The sequence below is a fragment of the Pseudomonas sp. PL-6 genome (assembly GCF_054110165.1).
In genome coordinates this window covers 5,076,505-5,099,078 of record NZ_CM134189.1, presented here as the reverse complement: position 1 = coordinate 5,099,078, position 22,574 = coordinate 5,076,505, and the positions used below count along the sequence as shown (strand labels likewise).

Annotated in this window: 17 protein-coding genes; 4 read left to right on the top strand and 13 right to left on the bottom strand. The window is 69.4% G+C overall.

Annotated features, from left to right (window positions below; translation table 11 throughout):
* Positions 1 to 59: 59 nt before the first annotated feature.
* The 6 genes from ACW9UL_RS22525 to glcD form a co-directional block, all read right to left on the bottom strand.
* The gene (locus tag ACW9UL_RS22525; protein WP_021442322.1) at positions 60 to 1,760 is read right to left on the bottom strand and encodes an L-lactate permease; all 1,701 of its coding nucleotides are present in this window, start codon (positions 1,758 to 1,760) and stop codon (positions 60 to 62) included.
* A gap of 305 nt (positions 1,761 to 2,065) precedes the next feature.
* Positions 2,066 to 4,243, bottom strand: coding sequence for a malate synthase G (locus tag ACW9UL_RS22520; protein ID WP_457788357.1), 2,178 nt, complete (start codon positions 4,241 to 4,243; stop codon positions 2,066 to 2,068).
* 78 nt (positions 4,244 to 4,321) lie between these two features.
* Complete coding sequence (locus ACW9UL_RS22515; protein WP_457788356.1) at positions 4,322 to 4,720, bottom strand: heme-binding protein; 399 nt, start codon at positions 4,718 to 4,720, stop codon at positions 4,322 to 4,324.
* Between the two features lie 89 nt (positions 4,721 to 4,809).
* Positions 4,810 to 6,027: a glycolate oxidase subunit GlcF gene (glcF, locus tag ACW9UL_RS22510; protein ID WP_457788355.1), complete on the bottom strand. Its 1,218-nt coding sequence runs from the start codon at positions 6,025 to 6,027 to the stop codon at positions 4,810 to 4,812.
* A 3-nt stretch (positions 6,028 to 6,030) separates the two neighbouring features.
* Positions 6,031 to 7,086, bottom strand: a complete 1,056-nt coding sequence (glcE, locus tag ACW9UL_RS22505; RefSeq protein ID WP_457788354.1) for a glycolate oxidase subunit GlcE — start codon at positions 7,084 to 7,086, stop codon at positions 6,031 to 6,033.
* Positions 7,086 to 8,585 (bottom strand): glycolate oxidase subunit GlcD, encoded by a 1,500-nt coding sequence (gene glcD / locus ACW9UL_RS22500; RefSeq protein WP_457788353.1) that lies wholly within the window; start codon positions 8,583 to 8,585, stop codon positions 7,086 to 7,088. The genes glcE and glcD overlap by 1 nt, the downstream gene beginning before the upstream one ends.
* A 240-nt stretch (positions 8,586 to 8,825) precedes the next feature.
* On the opposite strand from glcD, the gene glcC reads away from it, so the two are divergent.
* Positions 8,826 to 9,599 (top strand): transcriptional regulator GlcC, encoded by a 774-nt coding sequence (gene glcC / locus ACW9UL_RS22495; protein ID WP_021443330.1) that lies wholly within the window; start codon positions 8,826 to 8,828, stop codon positions 9,597 to 9,599.
* 42 nt (positions 9,600 to 9,641) lie between these two features.
* On the opposite strand, the gene ACW9UL_RS22490 is transcribed toward glcC, so the two are convergent.
* From ACW9UL_RS22490 to ACW9UL_RS22465, 6 genes are all read right to left on the bottom strand, one after another.
* On the bottom strand, positions 9,642 to 10,793 hold the full coding sequence (locus tag ACW9UL_RS22490; protein ID WP_457788352.1) for a M14 family metallopeptidase: 1,152 nt from the start codon (positions 10,791 to 10,793) through the stop codon (positions 9,642 to 9,644).
* 141 nt (positions 10,794 to 10,934) lie between these two features.
* Positions 10,935 to 12,404 (bottom strand): CapA family protein, encoded by a 1,470-nt coding sequence (locus tag ACW9UL_RS22485; RefSeq protein WP_457788351.1) that lies wholly within the window; start codon positions 12,402 to 12,404, stop codon positions 10,935 to 10,937.
* Between the two features lie 17 nt (positions 12,405 to 12,421).
* Positions 12,422 to 13,717, bottom strand: coding sequence for an MFS transporter (locus tag ACW9UL_RS22480; protein ID WP_457788350.1), 1,296 nt, complete (start codon positions 13,715 to 13,717; stop codon positions 12,422 to 12,424).
* 127 nt (positions 13,718 to 13,844) lie between these two features.
* Entirely contained in the window at positions 13,845 to 14,768 is a 924-nt protein-coding gene (locus tag ACW9UL_RS22475) for a LysR family transcriptional regulator (protein ID WP_457788349.1), read from the bottom strand.
* A 201-nt stretch (positions 14,769 to 14,969) separates the two neighbouring features.
* Entirely contained in the window at positions 14,970 to 16,331 is a 1,362-nt protein-coding gene (locus ACW9UL_RS22470) for a DUF1329 domain-containing protein (protein WP_457788348.1), read from the bottom strand.
* A 20-nt stretch (positions 16,332 to 16,351) separates the two neighbouring features.
* Positions 16,352 to 18,163, bottom strand: coding sequence for a DUF1302 domain-containing protein (locus ACW9UL_RS22465; RefSeq protein WP_457788347.1), 1,812 nt, complete (start codon positions 18,161 to 18,163; stop codon positions 16,352 to 16,354).
* 309 nt (positions 18,164 to 18,472) lie between these two features.
* Between ACW9UL_RS22465 and ACW9UL_RS22460 the strand changes: the two genes are divergently transcribed.
* Positions 18,473 to 19,447, top strand: coding sequence for a sensor domain-containing diguanylate cyclase (locus ACW9UL_RS22460; RefSeq protein WP_457788346.1), 975 nt, complete (start codon positions 18,473 to 18,475; stop codon positions 19,445 to 19,447).
* A gap of 44 nt (positions 19,448 to 19,491) precedes the next feature.
* Positions 19,492 to 20,097, top strand: coding sequence for a glutathione S-transferase N-terminal domain-containing protein (locus ACW9UL_RS22455; protein WP_457788345.1), 606 nt, complete (start codon positions 19,492 to 19,494; stop codon positions 20,095 to 20,097).
* A gap of 93 nt (positions 20,098 to 20,190) precedes the next feature.
* On the opposite strand, the gene ACW9UL_RS22450 is transcribed toward ACW9UL_RS22455, so the two are convergent.
* A complete protein-coding gene (locus ACW9UL_RS22450; protein WP_457788344.1) occupies positions 20,191 to 20,967 on the bottom strand; it encodes an alpha/beta fold hydrolase in 777 nt (258 codons plus the stop codon).
* A gap of 116 nt (positions 20,968 to 21,083) precedes the next feature.
* Here ACW9UL_RS22450 and ACW9UL_RS22445 point away from each other — a divergent pair, with 116 nt between their 5' ends.
* On the top strand, positions 21,084 to 22,514 hold the full coding sequence (locus ACW9UL_RS22445; RefSeq protein ID WP_457788343.1) for an HD domain-containing phosphohydrolase: 1,431 nt from the start codon (positions 21,084 to 21,086) through the stop codon (positions 22,512 to 22,514).
* Positions 22,515 to 22,574: the final 60 nt, after the last annotated feature.

The window sequence follows — 22,574 nt, the reverse complement described above, 5'->3', positions numbered from 1 at the left end:
CGGGCGCCAAGCGGCGGGGCGACGAATGCCGCCCCGCGCGGGCCAACCAAAGTCGGGTCTCAGCCGGCCAGATGCAGCGGGTCGCTGATCAGCATCAGGTACATGGCGATCAGCGCGATGGAGCCGGCGGCCAGCAGGTAGTAGAGGGTCGGCAGGATGGTCTTGCGCAGGGTGATGCCCTCGCGCCCGAGCAGGCCGACGGTGGCCGAGGCCGCCACCACGTTGTGGATGGCGATCATGTTGCCGGCCGCCGCGCCCACCGACTGCAGTGCCACCATCATCGCCCCGGAGACCCCGATCAGCCCGGCGGTGTTGAACTGGAACTGCGCCAGCATCAGGTTCGACACCGTGTTGGAGCCGGCGATGAAGGCGCCCAGCGCGCCCACGGCCGGGGCGAAGAAGGGATAGACGCCGCCGACGCTATCGGCCACCAGCTGCGCCATGGCCACCGGCATCGACATCAGGTCGCTGCCATTGACCCCCGAGTTGATCAGGATGCGCACCATGGGGATGGTGAAGATCAGCACGAAGCCGGCGCCGAGCAGGGTCTTGCTCGATTCGCCCACCGCCGCCTTGAGCTCGGCGAAACGCATGCGATGGAGCAAGAAGGTGGCCAGCACCACCATGCACAGGATGCCGCCGGGCAGGTACAGCGGCTCGATGGTGCCGGACACGCCGGTCTCGCCGAGGATGTCCTTCCAGCCGAAGCTCAGGCTCATCATGGCCGCCTTCACTTCAGGGAAAGTACGCGAGATCACCAGGAACACCGCCAGCAGCAGGTAGGGCGCCCAGGCCATGGGCACCGAGATCGGCGTCTTGCCGGCGATGTCGTCCAGCTTCATCTCGATCTTGCCCATCCACTCGCTCGGCCAGTCCTTGGGGTCGGCGAAGTCCCACTGCTCCTTGGGCAGCAGGAAGCCGGCCTTGGCCGCCGGCACCACGATGGCCAGGCCGACCAGGGCGCCGATCATCGACGGGAACTCGGGGCCGAGGAACACCCCGGCGGCCATGTACGGCAGGGAGAAGGCGAAGGCGGTGAAGATGGCGAACGGCGCCACCGCCAGGCCTTCCTTCCAGCTCTGATTCTTGCCGAAGAAGCGGGTCATGATCATCACCATGACCAGCGGCATCAGCAGGCCGATCAGGCCGTGGGTGATCGCCACCCGCGAGTAGATCAGGTGGAAGAAGGTCTCCCAGTCGCTGCCGTTGGCCACCAGCTGGGCGCTGATGCCGGTTTTGTCCAGGCCGGCGCCGACGCCCACCAGGATCGGCGTGCCCACCGCGCCGAAGGACACCGGGGTGGACTGCACCATCATCCCCAGCACCACCGCGGCCAGCGCCGGGAAGCCCAGCGCCACCAGCAGAGGCGCGGCCACCGCGGCCGGGGTGCCAAAGCCGGAGGCGCCCTCGATGAAGCAGCCGAACAGCCAGGCGACGATCAGTGCCTGCACCCGGCGATCCGGGGTGATGTTGGAGAAGCCGCGGCGGATCGCGCTGATGCCCCCCGAATGCTTGAGGGTGTTGAGCAGCAGGATGGCGCCGAAGATGATCCACAGGATCGAGGCGGTGAGGATCAGCCCCTGCAGGCTGGAGGCGACGACCCGGTTGAGGGACATGTCCCAGGCCGTCAGGCCGATCAGGGCGGTGAGGACGAACACCAGCGGCATCGCGTACTTGGCCGGCCAGCGAAAGCCGATCAGCAGTACCCCCGCCAGCACCAGCGGCACGAAGGCCAGGATGGACAGCAGCGTTTGACTCATGGGTTGGTTCCTTCTTTTTCTTGTGAACCACAGTTTTCCGGGGATGACCCGGCGCCACGCATCTGGAACGGCCGGGCGCCACGGCACCGACCCTTCCGGGAGCTGCGGCGAGGGGGATCGCCCGCCGCCGCGCTCATGCTCGAAAGCCCCGACGGCCAGGAACCGTCAGGGCTTGCTACTGCTCCGTGGAGGCGTCAAGAGCCATCCACGGTTGTTAACCCGCTTGTGTAGGAGCCCCGCCCCGGGGGCGAAGCTTTTCTCCAGCTTCGCGGCGGGGCGCCGCTCCTACATGATCGGTGAGATGCTCAAACCTCCTCTTTAAAGCGCAGGCGCCAGGCATGCAGCAGCGGCTCGGTGTAGCCGGACGGCTGCTCGCGGCCCTTGAACACTAGGTCGCAGGCAGCGCGGAAGGCGTGGGAGCGGTCGAAGTTCGGCGCCATCGGCCGGTAGGCGGCGTCGCCGGCGTTCTGCCCGTCGACCACCTGGGCCATGCGCTGCAGCGCCTCGCGCACCTGGGCTTCGCCGACCACGCCGTGGTGCAGCCAGTTGGTGATGTGCTGAGCCGAGATGCGCAGGGTGGCGCGGTCTTCCATCAGGCCGACGTTGTGGATATCCGGCACCTTGGAGCAGCCGACGCCTTGTTCGACCCAGCGCACCACGTAACCGAGGATGCCCTGGCAGTTGTTGTCCAGTTCCTGCTGGATATCGCTGGCGCTCCACGGCCGCTCGGCGCTGACCGGCACGCTGAGCAGGTCGTTCAGCAGGCCGTCGCGCTGCTCGGCCAGGTCGATCAGTTCCAGCTCGCGTTGCACCGCCTGCACGTCCACCTGGTGGTAGTGCAGGGCGTGCAGCACGGCGGCGGTCGGCGACGGCACCCAGGCGGTGTTGGCGCCGGCCTTGGGGTGGCCGATCTTCTGCTCGAGCATGGCCGCCATCAGGTCCGGCATGGCCCACATGCCCTTGCCGATCTGCGCCTTGCCGCGCAGCCCGCAGGCCAGGCCGACCAGCACGTTGTTGCGCTCGTAGGCGGCGATCCAGGCGCTGGACTTCATGTCGCCCTTGCGCAGCATGGCGCCGGCCTCCATCGCCGTATGCATCTCGTCGCCGGTGCGGTCGAGGAAGCCGGTGTTGATAAAGGCCACCCGTGCGCTGGCGGCTTCGATGCAGGCCTTGAGGTTGACGCTGGTACGCCGCTCCTCGTCCATGATGCCCATCTTCAGGGTATCGACCGGCATGCCCAGCAACTGCTCGACGCGGCCGAACAGCTCGTTGGCGAAGGCCACCTCGAACGGGCCGTGCATCTTCGGCTTGACGATATAGACGCTGCCGCTGCGCGAATTGCCGCGGCGCTGCAGGTCGTGCAGGGCGATCAGGCTGGTGACCACCGCATCGAGAATGCCCTCGGGGATCTCCTGGCCTTCGCCATCGAGGATCGCCGGGTTGCTCATCAGGTGGCCGACGTTGCGCACGAACAGCAGCGAGCGGCCGTGCAGGCACAGCTCGCTGCCGTCGGCGGCGGTATACACGCGATCCGGGTTGAGGCGGCGGACGATGCGCTTGCCGCCTTTGTCCAGCTCCTCGGCCAGGTCGCCCTTCATCAGGCCCAGCCAGTTGCGGTAGACCAGCACCTTGTCGGCGGCGTCGACGGCGGCCACCGAGTCCTCGCAGTCCATGATGGTCGACAGCGCCGCTTCCATCAGCACGTCCTTGACCCCGGCGGCGTCGCTGCGGCCGATGGGGCTGCTGGCGTCGATCTGGATCTCGAAATGTAGGCCGTGGTTCTTCAGCAGCACGGCGCTCGGCGTGGCCGCCTCGCCCTGGTAGCCGACGAATTTTTCCGGCTGGGCCAGGGCGCTCTGCGCGCCGCCGCTGAGGGTCACCTGCAACTGGCCGGCGACCACGGCATAGGCGCGGGCGTCGGCGTGCGAACCCTTGGCCAGCGGCGCCGCCTGGTCGAGGAAGGCGCGGGCGAAGGCGATCACCTTGGCGCCGCGCACCTCGTTGTAGCCCGGCCCCTTGCTGGCGCCACCCGCTTCACTGATCGCATCGGTGCCGTACAGCGCGTCGTACAGCGAGCCCCAGCGGGCGTTGGCGGCATTCAGCGCGTAGCGCGCGTTCATCACCGGCACCACCAGCTGCGGGCCGGCCTGGCTGGCGATCTCGCTGTCGACATTGGCGGTACTGACCTTGACCTTCTCCGGCTGCGGCAGCAGGTAGCCGATGGACTCGAGGAAGGCGCGGTAGGCGGCCATGTCGCGGATCGGGCCGGGGTTGGCGCGATGCCAGGTATCCAGCTCGGTCTGCAGGCGGTCGCGTTCGGCCAGCAGCGCGCGGTTACGCGGCGCCAGGTCGTGCACCAGGGCGTCGAAGCCGCTCCAGAAGGCCGCCGCCTCAATACCGCTGCCGGGCAGCACTTCGCTTTCGATGAACTGCTTGAGTTCGGCGGCCACCTGCAGGCGCTGACATTGCACGCGTTCGGTCATTTTGCTGTTCTCCTGTCTGCATCCGGGTTGTCTGGGATGCCTGTGAAATTCGTCTGGCGGGAAGAAACGGCGCGCGGCTTACAGCGCCGCGATACCCGCCTTGGCCACCTGCGCGTCCTGTTCGGCCTTGACCCCCGACACGCCGACGGCGCCGACTACCTGGTCGTCCACCAGCACCGGCACGCCGCCTTCCAGCGAGGTGATCAGCGGTGCGCTGAGGAAGGCGCTGCGGCCGCCGTTGACCATGTCCTCGTAGCCCTTGGTTTCGCGGCGGCCGAGGGCGGCGCTGCGCGCCTTTTCGGTGGCGATGTAGGCGCCGATCGGCGCGCAGCCGTCGAGGCGTTCCAGCGCCAGCGGGTGGCCGCCGTCGTCGACCACGGCGATGGCCACGGCCCAGCCCTGTTGCTGCGCTTCGCTGCGGGCCGCCTGGATGATCAGGGCGACTTCGTTCTGGCTGAGTACGGCTTTGTGTTGCATGGCATACCTCGTATTCGTGGTTTCGTAGCCCGGAGGCAATCCGGGATTTGCGGCGTTCGTTGTCCCGGATTGCATCCGGGCTACGGCGATCAGTGCATGGCCTCTTCGACCAGCTCGATCCAGTGCCGCACTGGCGTGCGCCCGGCACTGTCCAGGTGGGTCTGGCAGCCGATATTGGCGGTGACGATGGCGTCGGGCTGACCGCTCTCCAGGGCATTGAGCTTGTTGTCGCGCAGCTGCCGCGACAGCTCCGGCTGGGTCAGCGAATAGGTGCCGGCCGAGCCGCAGCACAGGTGGCCATCCGGCACGGCGGTGAGGCCGAAGCCGAGGCGGCTCAGCACGCCTTCCACGGCGCCGCCGAGTTTCTGCGCGTGCTGCAGGGTGCAGGGGCAGTGGAAGGCCAGGCGCTGCTGCGCGCGTACCTGCAGCTTTTCCAGTGCTTCGCCCTGCAGCACCTCGACCAGGTCCTTGGCCAGGGCGCTGACCCGCGCCGCCTTGGTCGCATAGGCCGGATCGCCGGCGAGCAGATGGCCGTAGTCCTTGACGAAGGCGCCGCAGCCGCTGGCGGTCTGTACTATGGCTTCGGCGCCGGCTTCGATGGCCGGCCACCAGGCGTCGATGTTCTGCCGCGCGCGCTGCAGCCCCGCCTCCTGGGCGTTGAGGTGGTAGTCCACGGCGCCGCAGCAGCCGGCCTCGCGGATCGGCGTGACGCCGATGCCGAGGCGATCGAGCACGCGCGCGGTGGCGGCGTTGGTGTTGGGCGACAGCCCCGGCTGCACGCAGCCTTCGAGCATCAGCACGCGGCGGGCGTGTTGCGTGGTCGGCCGTGGCTTGGCCGGGCGCACCTGGCGCGGCAGCTTGGCCTTGAGCGTGGCCGGCAGCAGCGGGCGCAGGGCCAGGCCGGTCTGGGTCAGCGCCTTGAACAGCGCCGGGCGCGGCACCACGGCGCGCAGGCCCTGGCGCAGCAGGCGCTCGCTCAGCGGCCGCGGCACCGCCTGTTCGACCAGTTCACGGCCGATGTCCAGCAGGTTGTGGTACTGCACGCCGGACGGGCAGGTGGTTTCGCAGTTGCGGCAGGTCAGGCAGCGGTCCAGATGCTGCTGGGTCTTGGCGCTGACCTCGCCGCCTTCGAGCATCTGCTTGATCAGGTAGATGCGCCCGCGCGGGCCGTCCAGCTCGTCGCCGAGCAGCTGGTAGGTCGGGCAGGTGGCGTTGCAGAAACCGCAATGCACGCAGGAGCGCAGCACCCGCTCGGCTTCCTCGGCGCGCGGCAGACGCTTGGCTTGTTCACTCAGGTTGGTCTGCACGGCTTATACCTCGGCGTACATGCGGCCAGGGTTGAAGATGCCCTGGGGATCGAGCTGTTGCTTGAGCTGGCGCTGGTAGCGCAGCAGCGGCGCGGCCAGCGGCTGGAAGGGTTGTTCGGTACCTGCGGCGAAGCAGGTGGCGTGGCCGCCGAGCTTGGCCAGCACGCGCTGGATCAGCGCGCCATCGGCGTCGGACTTGAGCCAGCGCTGCGCGCCGCCCCAGTCGATCAGCTGGCGCCCGGGCAGGTCGAGCAGGCCGCTGTTGGCCGGCAGCGACAGGCGCCACAGGGTGCCTTCGCCGGCGAAGAACGGCAGGCGCTGCTCGCGCAGCTGCAGCCAGTAGCCGTTGTCGATTTCCTCGCCACCCAGGCGCTGGCGCGCAGCCTGCACCGAACCCTCGCCGCCTTCCAGGCGCAGGTGCAGCGCCGCACCGTCGTGGCTGGCGGCGCTGATCGGCAGCGGCTGCTGGCCCCATTCGGCGAGCTTGTTCAGCGCGTGCAGGGCGTCCACTTCCAGGCGCAGGCTGAGCGCCTGGCGCGGCTTGGGCAGCACCTTGAGCGACACCTCGGTGAGCAGGCCGAGGCAGCCGAAGCTGCCAGCCAGCAGGCGCGACAGGTCGTAGCCGGCGACGTTCTTCATCACCTCGCCACCGAAGCGCAGCAGCTTGCCCTGACCGGTGATCACGCGGGTGCCGAGCACCTGGTCGCGCACCGAACCGGCCCAGGGCCGGCGCGGGCCGGACAGCCCGGCGGCGACCATGCCGCCGAGGGTGGCGCCATCGCCCAGGTGCGGCGGTTCGCACGGCAGCATCTGGTTGTTGGCTTCCAGCGCCGCCTCGATCTCGGCGAGCGGGGTGCCGGCGCGGGCGGTGAGCACCAGCTCGGTCGGGTCGTAGCTGACGATGCCGCGATGGCTGCGGGTATCCAGCACCTCGCCGGCGGTGGCGCGGCCGAGATGGGCCTTGCTGGCGCTGCCCTGGATGCGCAGCACGGTGGCGCTGTTCAGCGCGTGGTTGACCTGTTCCAGCAGCGCGGCGCTGGCGTCGAAATCATGCGACATCAGAAACGCTCCAATTCCGGGAAGGGCAGTTGGCCGTGGTGCACGTGCATGGCGCCGAACTCGGCGCAGCGGTGCAGGGTGGGAATGTTCTTGCCCGGGTTGAGCAGGCCGGCCGGATCGAACGCCGCCTTCACCGCATGGAACAGGGTGATTTCGTCGCTGTTGAACTGCGCGCACATCTGGTTGATCTTCTCGCGGCCGACACCGTGCTCGCCGGTGATGCTGCCGCCGACCTTGACGCAGAGTTCGAGGATCTTGCCGCCGATGGCCTCGGCCCGCTCCAGCTCGCCGGGCACGTTGGCATCGAAGAGGATCAAGGGGTGCATGTTGCCGTCGCCGGCGTGGAACACGTTGGCCACGCGCAGGCCGTACTCTTCGGACAGTTCGGCGATGCCGCGCAGCACCCCGGGCAGCTCGCGGCGCGGGATGGTGCCGTCCATGCAGTAGTAGTCCGGCGAGATGCGCCCGACCGCGGGGAAGGCGTTCTTGCGCCCGGCCCAGAACTTCACCCGCTCGGCCTCATCGCGGGCCTGGCGCACTTCGGTGGCGCCGGCCTTCGTCAGCACCGTGCGCACCCGCTCGCAGTCGTCAGCCACGTCGGCTTCGACGCCGTCCAGCTCGCAGAGCAGGATGGCCTCGGCCTCCACCGGGTAGCCGGCGTGGATAAAGTCTTCCGCGGCGCGGATCGCCAGGTTGTCCATCATCTCCAGGCCGCCGGGAATGATGCCGGCGGCGATGATGTCGCCCACTGCGCGGCCGGCCTTTTCCACCGAGTCGAAGGCCGCCAGCAGCACCTTGGCCACCTGCGGCTTGGGCAGCAGCTTGACGGTGACTTCGGTGACGATGCCGAGCATGCCCTCGGAGCCGGTGAACAGCGCCAGCAGGTCGAAACCAGGGGCGTCCAGGGCGTCGCTGCCGAGGGTCATGAACTCGCCCTCGACGGTGAGAATCTCGACCTTGAGCAGGTTGTGCACGGTCAGGCCGTACTTCAGGCAGTGCACGCCGCCGGCGTTCTCGGCGACGTTGCCGCCGATGGAGCAGGCGATCTGCGACGAGGGGTCCGGCGCGTAGTACAGGTCGAAGGGCGCGGCGGCCTGGGAGATCGCCAGGTTGCGCACGCCGGGCTGGACGCGGGCGAAGCGGCCTTCGCGGTTGATCTCGAGAATCTGGTTGAAGCGCGCCATCACCAGCAGGATGCCCTGCTCCAGCGGCAGCGCGCCGCCGGACAGGCCGGTGCCGGCGCCGCGTGCCACCACCGGCACGCCGCGGGCGTGGCAGAGCTGCAGCAGCTGCTGCACCTGCTCGATGCGTTCGGGCAGCACCACCAGCATGGGCGTGGTGCGGTAGGCGGACAGGCCGTCGCACTCGTAGGGCGTGAGGTCTTCGGTGGTGTGCAGGATGTCGAGGTCGGGCAGGCGCTGGCGCAATTCCGCCAGCAGGGCGGCCTTGTCGACCTTGGGCAGCGCGCCGTCGATGCGCTCGTCGTACAGAATGCTCATGGCAGGCTCGATTCGGGAACGTAATTGTTATCAAGGGTCAGGCTGCGACCATGGGCCGCATGTTTAGGTCGGCCTTGTCCCTGCGTCCATCTTCTTGGGCACTGGTAGGACCAGTTTCTTGCGCCAGGCCTTCGCCCTGGATTAGCCTAAGGTCTTATCCGCTGCGGCTTGCCTCTGGGCGTGCGCGCGATCTAAGGTGGTCCTTAGAAATTGGTACGACCAGTGCGGTGGAGGTGGCGAATGGACGGGCAACAGGGCGCGGCGCGGCGCCAGGTCAGCGACGTGGTGGCCGAGCGCATCGAGCGGCTGATCGTCGACGGCGTGCTCAAGGTGGGCCAGCCGCTGCCGTCGGAGCGGCGCCTGTGCGAGAAGCTGGGCATCTCCCGTTCGGCGCTGCGCGAGGGGCTCAAGGTGCTGCGCGGGCGCGGCATCATCGATACCGCCCAGGGCCGCGATTCGCGGGTGGCCAAGCTCAGCGGCGAGCGCGACGCCAGCCCGCTGATGCACCTGTTCAACTCGCAGCCGCGCACCCTCTACGACCTGCTGGAGGTGCGCGGCCTGCTCGAGGGCGAGTCGGCGCGCCTGGCGGCGCTGCGCGGCACCGAGGCGGATTTCGTGTTGCTGACCCGGCGTTACGAGGAAATGCTCGCCGCCCATACCCAGGACAGCCCGGTCGACCCGCGTGAGCACGCGCGTCTCGACCACGCCTTCCACCTGGCCATCTGCGAGGCCTCGCACAACCCGGTGCTGGTGCACACCCTGCAGTCGCTGACCGACCTGATGCTCAGCACGGTGTTCGCCTCGGTGAACAACCTCTACCACCGCCCGGCGCAGAAACGGCAGATCGACCGCCAGCACTCGCGGCTGTATCACGCGGTGATCGAGCGCCTGCCGGAACAGGCGCAGCGCGCCGCGCGCGACCATATCCACAGCATCCGCGACAACCTGCAGGAGATCGAGCAGGAAGAGCAGCGCCTGGTGCGCGCCACCATGCGCCTGGAGGGCTGGGGTTAGGGACCTTATGGCCGGACCCTGTGGGCCCGTGCGCTGCCGGGTTTATGAACCGGCGCGCACTCCCGAATATTGCTCGGCAATTGGCTGGCTCGCGTTCTGGCGCGGGGCATGCAGCGGCGTGGCCAGGCCCTGGCGGGTCAGTTCCAGGACCTCGCGGGCCTGTTCCAGCACCTGGCGTTTCCAGGCATCGGTCTCGACGTAGAAGGCGGCGCGCAGCTGCGCCTTGATCCGTGCGCGGGTGGCGGCGTCGGTGTCCGGGCGGTTTTCCAGCCACTGCTCGGCGCGCAGCGCGGTGAGCACCTTGAGCCCCGGCTGGGTGCCGTACTCCAGGGTCAGGCCGTTGTACTGGGCCTGGGCGCATTCGGCCAGCACCGCCAGGTCGAGGGTGCCGTTGAGCTCGCTGGAGGCGGAGTTGCCCTCGGCGCTGTTGGTTACCTGCGGCCCCCACCACTGACGTGCGCGGGCGATGTCCGCGGGCTCCTGGCGGCCCTTGTAGATGCGCTCGCCGTAGCCGCTGGGGCCGAGCCCGGTGTGCACGTCGATCCAGCCGATGCGCCGGCACTGGCGGCCGTGCTGACGAAGAATCTGGCGCAGCTGGCGGTTGCTCCAGGTCGGCTCGGTGCCGGCGAAGAACAGGCCGCGCGGGTCGCCGTGCTGGCCGCGCGAGATCGCCGCCTGCAGCGCCTTGCGCCCATGACGCAGGGCGTAGCCGTACAGCCCCAGGGTGCTGGCCAGGGTCGGCGGGCAGCGCTCGGGCAGCAGCAGCTTGGCCACCGCGCGGTAGTCGGGGTTGTCCGCCAGCGGCGCGGCGAAGTCCTGGAAGTTGCGGTTGAGGTCGACGTTCTCCTGGGTCACCCGGCGCTGCCAGGAAAAGCCGTAGGGATTCAGCGCATGGATGTACAGCAGGGCCAGGTCGCCGCGCTGGCAGGCGGCGAACCAGGCGTCGTCGTCGAGCCGGTCGATCTGGATGGCCGAGCCGCAGAAACCCTCGATGCCGTGGCAGCCGCTGCTCAGCACCAGCAGGTTGGCGGCGTCGGCGGCACCGAGGCGGGCCACGTCGATGGCCAGTTGTTCGCCGTCGCGGCCGGGCAGCGGGTGGACGTGGCTCTCCACGGCGAGGCCGCGACGGGCGCAGCTGGCGAGAAATTTCTGCCGGGCTTCGGCGTAGCTCTGGGCGAAACAGGACAGGTTCATGGCGCGTTCCGTGTCGGTGGTCGGGCGCCCGCGCGGGTGGGCGGGCATGGCCGGGCCCGTGGCGCAGGCGGTTGGCCTGCGCCGGGCGACGGCGAGTGGGTGGTGGTGCGCGCCGGCGGCCTTTTGGGCGGCCGGTCGGGGTCAGGCGCCGAGCACGATGCGGCCCAGGCTGCTGGCCCGGCCGGCGTACTCCACCGTCTCGATCTCGATGCGCGTGCCGAACTCGGCGGACAGCCCGGCCAGGCGCTCGAGGATGCGCCGCGCCTGGTGCTGGTTGTCCGCCGTGTCGAAGGCCAAGCGCGGAATGCCGCGTTCGGCGTCGCGTCCGCCATGGCCCAGCTCGATGGGGTGCAGCAGCAGTTCGCGCAGCTGGCCGTCGGCGCGGAAGCGGCACTCGGCGACCACGCTCTCGAACCAGATCGGCGCGCCGAAAAGGCCGGCCACGCGCTTCCATTCGAGGAACTCGGCCGGGGTGCTCTGGCGTGGGTTGGTGATGCCCTTGGGCCCGATCAGCGCCTCGGCGGCCTGCCACTCGCGGCTCTCCCACTTGTCCGCCGGGACGATCTGCATGCTGTTGTCCATGAAGCAGAAGTTGCCCAGCGAGTAGAGCAGCGGCTTGCCGGCGTAGATCTCGATGCCGCGCAGCTGATGCGGGCCGTGGCCGCAGAGCATGTCGGCGCCGTTGTCGACCAGCTGGCGGGCCAGCGCCGGCAGGTAATCGGGCACCGCGGCGGTGAAGTTGTCCGGCTCATGGGTGTGCTGGGCGACGATGCTGAAGTCGCTGGTCTGCTTGGCCTGGCGCTGGTGGCGGAGGATCTCGGCCTGGTCGCGCGGGTCGCATTGGTAGTGGATGCGCAGGCTGCCCGGCGCGGCTTCGGGGTCGACGCGATAGTGCAGGGCCATGCCCAGGTGCAGGCTGTGTTCACCGTGCAGGGCCTTGAGCAGGTAATGGTCCTGGTAGGCCTCCTGGGCGTTGAGGCGCTTGAGCACGGCGAAGTCCTCGGCGCTGACCAGGCGGTGCGGCGTGGTGCGCAGCGGATTGAGGCCGGGCCGCGGTGCCACCTGGCCGAGGCCGTCGGCAGCCGGGGCGTTGGCCTCGAAGGTGGTGGCGTAGGAGGTCAGCGACACCCGCGCCTTGGCGGTATTGACGAAGGCCGGCGCGCGCGCGGCGGCCAGGCTGTCGCCGGTACCGGCGTGGGCGATGCCGGCGGCATCGAGCAGCGCGTCGGTCATGCGCATGCCGGCCACGCCCCAGTCCAGCGCGTGGTTGTTGGCCCGCGCCAGCAGGTTGAAGCCGAGTTCGGCCAGGTCCGCCGGGGCGTCCGGGTCGCTGATCAGCCAGGAGAAGCCGGATAGCGCCTCGGGGTAGCCGGCGAAGCTGTTCAGGTCGATGGCGGTGCCTTCGTAGTTGCCCACCAGCACGTCGCCGCGGCGCAGAATCTGCAGCAGTTCGGGCGACTTGCGCGCCAGCTTCGCGGCGATGGCGTGGGTGATGATGATGTCGCCGACGGCGACCACGCAGAAGCCGTCCTCGACCTCAGCCTGGCGCCAGTTCGGCTGCAGTTCGAGGGACTCGGGGCGTTGCTGCGGGGTGGGGACGCGGTGCTGCATGGCAGAGGCTTCCTGACTCAGGCCTGGCTCGGGGCCGGCGCGGGGGTGGTTTCGGGGGTGTCGGCATGGGCAGCCAGGTCGCGGCGGCTGCGCTCCGGGTCGACCAGCAGCAGGCCGAGCAGGGTGCTGGCCAGCAGGGCGAGGCCGAACAGGCCGATGGCCAGCTCGAAGCCGGCGACCAGGTCGCCGCCCTGCCAGCCGATGGCCTGGCCGACCAGGTGCGGGGCGAGCATGCCGGCGCTGGTCAGCAGGCCGATATGGATGGCCAGCATGCTGCCGCGCTGCCGCGCCGGGACTATGTAGGCGACGATGCTGTAGCCGAAGGCCGAAAGCAGGTTGACCAGGATGCCGCCGGCGAGGAATAGACCCAGGGTGGCGGCCAGGCCGGTGGCGCTCAGGCCCATCAGGGTGAAGGCCAGGGCGGCGACCAGGCAGGCCAGCAGTGGCGGCATGACCATCGCCGCGCGCACGCTGGCGCCGCGCTGCAGGGCCCGTTGCGACAGGCTGGAAACCAGCAGGTTGAGGACGATCACGCCGAGGGTGGTGGCCAGCACCAGGTAGCCGGACTGCATCGGCGTCAGTCCCAGGCCCTTCTGCAGGTAGGTGGGCAGCCAGCTGTAGAGCAGGGCGTTGGGCAGGTAGCTGCAGAAGGCGATCAGGGTGATGCCGACGAAGGTGCGGTTGAGCAGCAGGCGGCGGTACGGCAGGGCGGCGCCGCCGCTGCCGTCATTGGCGTCGTCGTACTGGCCCTCGCGGCCGAACAGCTGCCACAGCAGCAGCCAGAGGAGGCCGACGCCGGCCAGCAGCAGGTAGCCGGCGCGCCAGCCCAGGCGCTCGATCAGCAGCGGCAGGGCCAGGGCACCGGCGATGGCGCCGAGCATGATCGCCACCTGGATCAATGCCGCCGGCAGCACCCGCTCGCGCGGTGCGTACCACTTGAAGCAGGCGTGCTGGGTCACCGCGGTGCCCGGGCCGCAGCCGGCGCCGAGCAGCAGGCGACTGGCGACCAGGGCGAAGAAGCTGGTCGCCAGCGCGGTGAGCAGCTGCGCGGCCATCCACACCAGCGACATGCCGGAGAGAATCCAGCGGCTCGGCAGGCGGTTGGCGAGAAAGCCCACCAGCACCCCGGAAATCGAGTAGAGGAAGAAGAAGGCGCTGCCGATGAAGCCGAACTGCTCCGGCGACAGCTGCAGCTCGTCGATGATCTGCGGGCCGGCGAAGGCGAAGATGGTCTTGTCCAGCACGCTGATGATCATCACCGCCATCAGCAGGGCGACCACCAGAATCCGGCGCGAGGGGGTGGGCTGGGTCATGCGGGGCTCCGTGGCAGGCTGGGGGCGAGCCACCTGCGCAGCGGGCGAGGTGGCGGCCAGTGCTGCGCAGCATGCCGCAGGGCGCCGAGGCTGAATAATCACCTCTGCGCATGCTTATCGCCCCTGGTTATGGGGCGTCGCTGCCCACCGGCCTGGCCGCGTGCGGACTGGTATAGGCGTAGACCAGCTCGTCGGCCAGGATCTTGGCTTCGCGGGTCATCAGCTCCTGGTCGCGGCAGACCAGGGAAATGTTCATTGGCGGCACCTGCTCCTGCAGGTCGAGCACCTGCAGCTCCTGGCCGAGCTTCTGCACGTGGTCGAGCAGGCGCCGCGACCAGTAGCTGACCGCGTCGGTGTTCAGCGCCAGCTCGGAGAACAGCACCACCGAGGCGCACTCTATGACCCGCTGCGGCGGCTCGATGCGGTGCTGCTCGAACATCATGCCGACCTTGGACAGCTCCAGCGTATCCTGCAGCAGCCACTCCTCGTCGAGCAGCTCGCGCAGCGACCGCGCGCCACCCAGCGGGTGGCCCTTGCGCACGGCCAGCACCGCCGGCTGGGAGAACAGCTCGGTCCAGTGAAAGCCGTCGCCGCAGCGGCTGGCCGGCAGCGAGGTCAGCACCAGGTCGAGCTGGCCCTCGCGTAGGCCCTCGATCAGCTTGGACGGCCGCAGCTCGTGGATCTGCACCTGCACCCTGGGGTAGCGCTTGCGGTAGCGGTTGAGGCTGGTGATGAACTGCGCGCCGGGGGTGACCGGCGACACGCCGATGGCCAGCTTGCCGTCCATGGTGCCCTTGAGGCTCTCGATCTCCTCGCGGGCGCGGCGCACCTCCTCGAGGATCAGGCGCGCGCGGCGCACCAGGCGCTCGCCGTACTCGGTGACGGTGATGCCGCGGTTGGAGCGCACCAGCAGCGGCACGCCGAGTTCCGCCTCGAGTTCCTTGATGCCTTTGGACAGGGCCGGCTGGGAGATATGCAGCAGGCGCGAGGCCTCCTGGATGCTGCCACTTTCGCAGATCGCGAGCAGGGCGCGCAGCTGGTGCAGTTTCATCGGATATCCGCGCTAACGTGAGGGTAACGGGCGGAATTTAAAGCAAAAAATACGCCCCATGGAGAAAACTTGTGGGCCGCCCCCGCGGCCAGGTTCGCGGCTGAAGCCGCACCTGCCCGGGTGCCGCTGGCCCTTTGTCGCGCTGGCAAAAAAGCGGCGGCCGAAGCCGCCGTGAGGTTAGCGTGATGCAAGGTCGGTGAATCAGCGGATACCGCTGGCGCGTAGGGCGCTGGGGGTGAACTGCTTGCGGTTGAAGGTCTGGTCGAAGCGGTAGGCCTGCTTCTCCTCGTTGTACAGGGCGTTGACCGCATAGCGCCCGGACAGCACGTCGTAGTGGGTCTCGGCGTTGTACTGCGGGCTCTGCTGGTCGTAGAAGAAGCTGGCGTGGCCCTCGGACACCCGCCACAGCTGGCCGCGGCCGTCGTAGGCATCGGCCTGGGCGGCCTGCCAGCTGTCCTCGTCGATAAACAGGTCGCGCCGCGAGTAGACGTGGCGCTGTCCCGGCTTCAGCGTGGCGCTGACGTGCCAGACCCGGTGCAGCTCGTAGCGAGTGTGCTCGGGGTTGATATGCCCGGGCTGGATGATGTCGGCGTACTTGAGCTTGGGCGAGCCGAGCTGGTAGCTGTTGTAGGGGATGTAGATCTCCTTCTTGCCCAGCAGCTGCCAGTCGAAGCGATCCGGCGAGCCGTTGAACAGATCGAGGTCGTCCATGGTGCGCATGCCTTCGGCGCCAGGGCTGTCGTAGGCGATCTGCGGCGCGCGGCGCACGCGGCGCTGGCCGGCGTTGTACTGCCAGGCCATGCGCGGTTCCTTGACCTGGTTGATGGTCTCGTGCACCAGCAGCACGCCGCCGGCCAGGCGCGCCGGGGAGAGGAACTCCTCGCGGTAGTAGTAGAGGACGTTGGCCATTTCCTGCGGCGCGTAGTCGGACAGCCCGGCCGGGTAGGCCAGCTGCTGACGGATCACGCTGGGGGTGTAGGCGCCGTTGGCCTGCGGCGAGGCCTGCACCACCTGGCGCTGGAAGCTCAGGCTGCGGTAGCGGCCGATATGGTTCCAGATCACCTCCAGGCCGTTCTGCGGAATGGCGAACGGCAGGCCGCCGCTGCGGTAGTCGAGCAGGCCGTTGCCGCCTTCGGCCAGACGGGTGGCGGCGGCGTTGGCGCGGGTGGCATCGAGATAGCTCTGCGGCAGGGCGACCGAGCGCCGGGTCGGGTAGACCGGGATGCGGTAGGTGGCCGGATAGCGCTGGAACAGCGCCAGCTGGCCGGGGGTGAGCTTGTCCCGGTACTGCTCGACATTGGCCGCGGTGATGACGAACAGCGGCTGGTCGGCGGCGAAGGGATCGCTGAGGAAACCGTCGGCGTCGCGCTGGCCGGCGTCCTGGCCGATACCGCCGGTCCAGGCCGGGATGCTGCCGTCGGCGTTGCCGGCGCGCTCGGCGCCGACCGGGGTGAGGTCGCCGTCGAGGCGGGCGAGCTGGTCGGCCGGCACCGCCGCCAGTACCTGGGCGGCGAGCAGGCTCAGGCCCAGGCAACCGGCCTGGATCAACTGCTTGTGAATCATGGCGTGCTCCTTATCGGGCGTCAGAAACTGACGCCAAAGCTCAGGGCGACGAAGTCGCGGTCGGTGTTGGTGTTGAAGTCGCCGCCGAAGTAGTCGGTGTAACTCAGGCTGGCGCTGTACCTGGACAGGTAGTCGGCGTCGATGCCGAGGCTGAGGGACTGGTTGCCCTCGGTGAAGGTCGGCCCGTAACCCTCGACGTCGTGGGCGAAGGCCAGGTTGGGCTTGAGGTTGACCCCGGCAATGGCGCTGTTGAACTCGAGCATGGCGCGCAGGCGGTAGCCCCAGGAGTGCTGGGTGTAGAAACCCTTGTCGTTGCACTGGTCCGGGTTGGCACTGTTGAGCAGCTCGGTGCACAGCTGGTTGCCGCTCATGCCCAGGCCGCTGGCCGAGTCCGGCAGCACGCCGTAGCCGTAGACGCTGCTGCGGCCGAAGCGCAGGTCGGAGCCGTCGCTGGGGCCGAGGTCGCCGATATGACTGAAGCCGACTTCGCCGACCAGGGTCAGACGGTCGGCGCGCAGCACCTGATCGAACACCTGCACCGCGCTGAGCTGGGCCTGGGTAAAGGGCATGCGCTTGTAGCCCTGCACCCGGCTGCCCGGGGCGGTGGCGGCCCAGCCAGTGTCGAAGATGGCCAGGCCGTCGAGGCCGAGCAGGTCGTTCAGCTGGCCGACGCTGGCGGCGGTGGACACCTCGGTGCCGTTGAGCGCCAGCGGCATGTTCGGCCGATGGCTGATCTCCCCCGACAGCGCCGTGCCGTTGGCCAGGCTGGTGGCGAAGCTGAGGCCGTAGAGGCGGATGTCCTCGGGGTATTCCAGACCGTAGCGGGCACTGGCCGGGCCGGGGGCGCCGCTGATCGCGGCGAAGCTCGGCTGGCCGGCGCGCCACGAGCTTTCCGGGGTGCGGCTGTGGTAGTTCAGCGCGTAGACGCCGAACTCGGTGTCGTTCAGCGCCGGCACCAGCCAGCGCAGCGCCACGCCGAACTGGCCGCCGTCGCGTGCCTCTTTATCCGCCAGGCGCGGCACCCAGCCGTACACCGCTGGGTCGCGGTCGAAGTCGCTGCCGAAGGTGGTCATGCCCAGGTCGCAGCCCTGGGGCGCGACGTCGCCGCCGAAGAAGGTGCCGCAGTTGTCCAGCACGGTCTTCTCCCACTGCAGCTGGTAGAAGGCTTCGATCGACAGGTTCTCGCTCAGACCCTGGGTCAGGTAGAGCATGCTCACCGGGATCAGGCCTTCCTTGATCTCCGAGCCGGGGCGGCGGAAGGCGGCGACGTCGGCCGGGTTGATGGCGTTGATGCCGTTGCCGATAAAGGTGCTCTCGCCCCAGCTGACCACCTGGCGACCGGCGCGCACGCTGCCGGGCAGCTCGCCGAGCTGGTAGTTGTGGTAGACGAAGGCGTCCAGCAGCTCGCTGCCCGAGGCCTTGGCGGCGCGGTCGCGGCCGCTGTCGTCGATGTCGTAGAGCAGGCGGCTCTCGTCCTTGAGCTCGAAGTCGTACCAGTACTTGCCGCGCAGGAACAGGCCGCTGTCGCCATGGCTGAGCTGCAGGTCGTGGATGCCCTTGAAGATCTTCGAGAAGGTCTCGCCGCGCTTGAAGTTGAGGCGGCCGTCGTCGCTGGTGCGGGTCGAGGCCGTGCCGCCGTTGGCGCGGCCGATGAAGCGCTTGTCCGGCGCATCCATTGCCCAGCTGGCGCCGATTGACAGCGAGGAATCGAAGCGCGCCTCGATCTCGCCGATGGTGAAGCTGGCGGCCTGCGCCGGCTGCGTGGCGGCGAGGCCGAGGGCCAGGCTCAAGGCCGTCGGGCGCAGGGCGCCGAGGCGGGTTGTTGTGGTCATGCCGTACTCCCCTGATATCTGCTCGGTGTCCGCCTGCGGTTCTGGCGCCGCAGGGCGTGCAGCCTGGTAACAGGTGCGCGGCCATGCTAAGGGCGGGGTCGGCCGGCTGGCCTCTGAATAATCCTTATGCCCATAGCCAAAGGTGAGGGTGGCGCCGCGCGCCGGCCGGCGAGCCCCCTGGCAGGGGCCCGGCGGCATAACCGCCGGTTATCCCGATAGGCAGGACGGCCGCCTCGCGGCGCTTGCCGACGGTGGCCGGGCCTGGTGTATAAGGAACGGGCAGCCGTATCCGCCGCCGGAGGATTGCCCGTGAACCAACCCATCGAGACCGACAGTGCGGTCTACAAGACCCTGCTCGAATCGACCAAGGCGATCCCCTGGAAGATCGACTGGAAGACCATGACCTTCGCCTACATCGGCCCGCAGATCGAAAGCCTGCTGGGCTGGGCGCAGTCCAGCTGGGTCAGCGCCGAGGACTGGGCGGCGCGCATGCACCCGGAGGACCGCGAGCAGGTGGTGGCCTTCTGCGTGTCGCAGTCGCAGAACGGCGTCGACCACGAGGCCGACTACCGCGCGCTGACCGCCGCCGGCGACTACGTGTGGATCCGCGACGTGGTGCACGTGGTGCGCGACGACAAGGGCGAGGTGGATTCGCTGATCGGCTTCATGTTCGACATCAGCGAGCGCAAGCAGACCGAGCAGCAGCTGCTCAGCCTGCAGCAGCAGCTCGAAGAGCTCTCCTACAAGGACGGCCTGACCGGCGTGGCCAACCGGCGCATGTTCGACTCGGTGCTGGCCAGCGAATGGGCCAATGCCCAGCGTACCCGCCAGCCGCTGTCGCTGATCCTGCTGGATATCGACCACTTCAAGCAGTACAACGACCACTACGGGCATATCCAGGGCGACGACTGCCTGAAGAGCGTCGGCCAGGCGCTGAGCGGCGCCGCCAGCCGGCCGCGGGATTTCGTCGGGCGTTTCGGCGGCGAGGAATTCGTCCTGGTGCTGCCGGAAACCGACGCCGCCGCCGCCCGCCATATCGCCGAACGCTGCCGCCAGCTGGTGCGCCAGCGGCGCATCCCCCACGAGAAATCCACGGTGGCGCCGCTGCTGACCATCAGCCTCGGCGTCGGCACCACGGTGCCCGAGGCCCAGGACCGCGCGGTGGACTTCCTCAACGCGGTGGACAAGCTGCTCTACCGCGCCAAGCAGCGCGGCCGCGATCGCCTGGAAATGGCGCCGGTGCAGGGCCAATCGCTGCCCGAGCAGGTGCCTGGTTCGGGCTAGAACTCGTCGGCAGATGCGCCGAGCCCCATGAGGAGAGTAGAAACATGCAACTGATCTATGCCGCCGCCTCCCCCTTCGCCCGCAAGGTTCGCGTGCTGGCCTTCGAGACCGGGCTGCTGGCGCGCATCGAGCTGCTCGACACCGCCGTGCTGCCGACCACCCTCAACGAGCGGGTCAACGCGCTCAACCCGCTGGGCAAGATCCCGGTGCTGCTGAGCGACGACGGCGAGGCGCTGTACGACAGCCGGGTGATCTGCGAGTACCTCGACACCCTGCACGGCGGCGCCCGGCTGCTGCCGCAGGACCATGCGCGCTGGCCAGTGCTGCGCCTGGCGGCGCTGGCCGACGGGCTGATGGACGCCGCGCTGCTGGCGCGTTACGAAAAGGCCGTGCGCCAAGCCGAGCAGCAGTCGCAGGCCTGGCTGGAGGGGCAACTGGGCAAGGTGCAGCGCGCCCTGGCCGAGCTGGAGCGCCAGGCCGACCGGCTGCAGGGACCCGTCGATCTGGCGCAGATCGGCGTGGCCTGCGCCCTGGGCTATCTGGATTTCCGTTTCGCCGATCTCGACTGGCGCGCCGCGCATCCGGCGCTGAGCCGGTTCCAGCAGGCCTTTGCCCAACGTCCCTCGATGCTGGCCAGCGCGCCGGCCTGATCGAGATACGCCGCTGCGCGGAGGCTAGTCGCCCCCAGGCATGAGCAAGGCGCGCGCCATCGCTGGCGCGCGTCTTGCCCGTTGCGGCAGGTGTTACTTGCCGGCTCGCGCCTGGCTCTCCTGCACCGCCTGGAGTATCACCTTGGCCACCTCCTCGGGGCGCGATTGCTGCGGTACGTGGCTGGCGGCGAGCTCGGTGGTCTGAGCGCCGATCTTTTTGGCGAAGTCGCGCTGCATCTGCGGCACGATCATGCGGTCGTCGCTGGCGACGATGTACCAGGACGGCTTCTGCTGCCAGGCGGCGACGCTGGTGCGCTCCTCGAAGGCGGCGGCGCGGATCGGGCCCTGGGTGGCGCTCATCACCGCGGTCTGTTCGCGTGGCAGATCCTGGGCGAAATCGTTGGCCATGCCCTGCGCGGTCAGGTACAGATAGCCGTTCTTGTCGGCGGCGATCTGGCTGGAACCCGGCGCGGTGGGATAGCCACCATAGAGCTCTCCGCTGGACTGACCGGGATTGGGTGCGAAGGCGGCGACGTAGACCAGCCCGCGCACCTTGTCGTCGGTGCCGGCCTGGCTGATCACCGTGCCGCCCCAGGAGTGGCCGACCAGCACCACGTCGCCGTCCTGATTGTTCAGCACGCGTTGGGTGGCGGCGACGTCGTCGGCCAGCGAGGTCAGCGGGTTCTGCACCACGGTGACGGCGATCCCCCGGTTCTGCAGCAGCGGCACGACCTTGGCCCAGTCGGAGCCGTCGGCGAAGGCGCCGTGGACGATGACCACCGCGGGCTGAGCGGTGGCGGCCTGGCTGGCGGCGCTCAGCAGCGTGGCGGATAGGGCCAGGGCCAGGGCGAGGGGCTTGGGTAGGTGCATGGCGGATTCTCCTGAGTAGTGGGAGACGCCAGTGTCGGGCGGGCTCGCCGGCCCCGGTATCGGTCGTTTATCCGAGGGCGGCGCGAAAATGTGCAGAACAGGGGTGGGGAACCAAGATGCAGGAGACTGAGGGCGTCGCGCTGCAGGACGCCATGCTGGCGCTGGCCATGGTCGGCGATCTGAGCATGGGCCAGCCCATCGACCAGTCGCGCCGCACCGCACGCCTGGCGCAATGGCTGGTGCAGGCCTGCGGTGGTGATCGGGCGCAGGCGGATGCCGCCCGCCAGGTGGCATTGCTGCGCTGGTCCGGCTGCACGGCCAACGCCGAGGGCTTCATGCATTTGCTCGGCGACGACGTCGGCGGGCGCCGCGCCATGCTTGCGCAAACCCTGGATGCGGCGGGGCAACGCGCCATGCTGCGCACCACGCCGCTGGCCCAGGTGCACTGCGAGGTCGCCGGCGATATCGCCCGCACCCTTGGCCTCGACACGGCCGTGGAGCAGGGCCTGCGCCACGTGTTCGAGCAGTTCGACGGCCAGGGCCGCCCCGCCGGCTTGCGCCATCCCGAGGTGCCGGAGGTGGTCTATCAGGTGGTGCTGGCCGGCGACCTGGAGATCCTCTCCCGCGTGCACGGACTGGACGCCGCGCTTGAGTGGATCGACGGCCAGGGCGATCGCCTCTACCCGGCCGCGCTGGCCGGCGAACTCATGCGTCATGCGCGGGACTGGCTCGAGGCGCTGCGCGAGCCCGAGGCCGTTGCGCCCGACAGCGGGCCGCAGGTCTCGCTGACCCTGGTGGGCGACGTGATCGACCTCAAGCTGCCCTGGCTGGCCGGCTATTCGCGCCAGGCCGCCGAACTGGCGCGCGCGGCGGCGCGGCTCTGGGGGCTGGCGGAGGCGGGCGTCGAGCGCCTGGGCCGGGCGGCGCTGCTCCACGGCATCGGCCGCGCCTCGGTGGCCAACCGCATCTGGAACCTGCCGGGGCCGCTGCTCGCCGGTGACCTGGAGCAGGTACGCCTGGTGCCCTACTGGACCCAGCGCGCCTGCGCCCAGACGGGCGGTCTGGTCGAAGCGGGCCAACTGGCCGCGCATGCCTACGAGCGGCTCGATGGCAGCGGCTACTTCCGCGCCCTCGCCGGCGATGCGCTGCAGGCCGAACACCGCCTGCTGGCCGCCAGCCTGGCCTGGCAGGCGCTGCGTGGCGCACGCCCCTGGCGCCCGGCGTTCAGCGAGGAACAGGCCGCGCGGTTGTTGCAGGACGAGGCGCAGCGGGGCCGCTTCGACCCGCTTGCCTGCCAGGCGGTGATCGCCGCGGCGCGCGGCGAGCAACGGCCAATGACTGCCAGGGCGGGCAACGGCCTCTTGAGCGAGCGCGAGACGCAAATTCTGCGGCGCATCAGCAGCGGGGCGAGCAACAAGGAAGTGGCGCGCGACCTGGGCATCAGCCCGAGCACGGTGCGCACCCACGTCGAGAGCCTGTTCCGCAAGCTGCAGTGCTCGACCCGCGCGGCCGCGACGCTGAAGGCGCTGACCCTGGGAGTGATCTGAGCCCCCTGCGGAGCCGCCGCCCGAACAAAAGAAAAGGCCCCAGGTTTGCACCTGGGGCCT